The organism is Sphaerotilus hippei (assembly GCF_003201595.1).
Lineage (GTDB): Bacteria > Pseudomonadota > Gammaproteobacteria > Burkholderiales > Burkholderiaceae_C > Sphaerotilus > Sphaerotilus hippei.
In genome coordinates, this window is record NZ_QJJS01000046.1 from 1 (window position 1) to 1154 (window position 1154).

A 1154-nucleotide genomic window follows, 5' to 3' on the forward strand; every position below is an offset into this window, starting at 1 on the left:
TGAAAATCCACGAGTACCAAGGCAAGGAAATCCTGCGCCAGTTCGAAGTTCCGGTGCCGCGCGGCATCGCTGCATTCACGGTGCAGGAGGCGGTGGAAGCCGCGCAGAAGCTGGGGGGCCCGGTGTGGGTCGTCAAGGCGCAGATCCACGCCGGCGGGCGCGGCAAGGGCGGGGGCGTCAAGCTCGCGCGCTCGATGGATGACGTCAAGGCGCTGTCCGAGCAGATCCTGGGCATGCAGCTGATCACGCACCAGACCGGCCCGGAAGGCCAGAAGGTGCGCCGCCTCTACATCGAAGAAGGCGCGGACATCAAGAACGAGCTCTACGTCTCGCTGGTCACCGACCGCGCCTCGCAGAAGGTCGCCTTCATCGCCTCCAGCGAAGGTGGCATGGACATCGAGGAAGTCGCCCACAGCACGCCCGAGAAGATCATCACCGAGGTGATCGATCCGCTCGCCGGCCTGGGGGCCGAGCAGGCCGAGAAGATTGCCCGCGCCATCGGCCTGGGTGACGCCTCCATCGCGCAGGCCGTCACGCTGTTCCAGAACCTGTACCGCTGCTACATGGCCACCGACGCCTCGCTGGTGGAGATCAACCCGCTGAACTGCGACTCCAACGGCAAGCTGATCGCGCTGGACGCCAAGTTCAACTTCGACGCCAACGCGCTGTTCCGCCACCCCGAGATCGTCGCCTACCGCGATCTGGACGAAGAGGACCCGGCCGAAGTCGAGGCCAGCAAGTTCGATCTGGCCTACATCAGCCTGGACGGCAACATCGGCTGCCTGGTCAACGGCGCCGGTCTGGCCATGGCCACGATGGACACCATCAAGCTGTTCGGCGGCGAGCCGGCCAACTTCCTGGACGTGGGCGGTGGCGCCACGGCCGAGAAGGTGACCGAGGCCTTCAAGATCATGCTGAAGAACCCGGAGGTCAAGGGCATCCTGGTCAACATCTTCGGCGGCATCATGAAGTGCGACACCATCGCCGAGGGCGTGATCACCGCCTGCAAGGCCGTGAACCTGTCCGTGCCGCTGGTGGTGCGCATGAAGGGCACCAACGAGGACCTGGGCAAGAAGATGCTGGCCGAATCCGGCCTGCCCATCATCGCTGCCGACACGATGGCCGAAGCGGCCACCGCCATCGTCGCCGCCGTC

The 1154-nt window shown here is 65.4% G+C and carries 1 protein-coding gene; it reads left to right on the plus strand.

What is annotated here, in order from left to right:
- Positions 1-1154, plus strand: a 1154-nt coding sequence (gene sucC / locus C7444_RS19930; RefSeq protein ID WP_110402600.1) for an ADP-forming succinate--CoA ligase subunit beta, incomplete at both ends; no start/stop codon positions are given.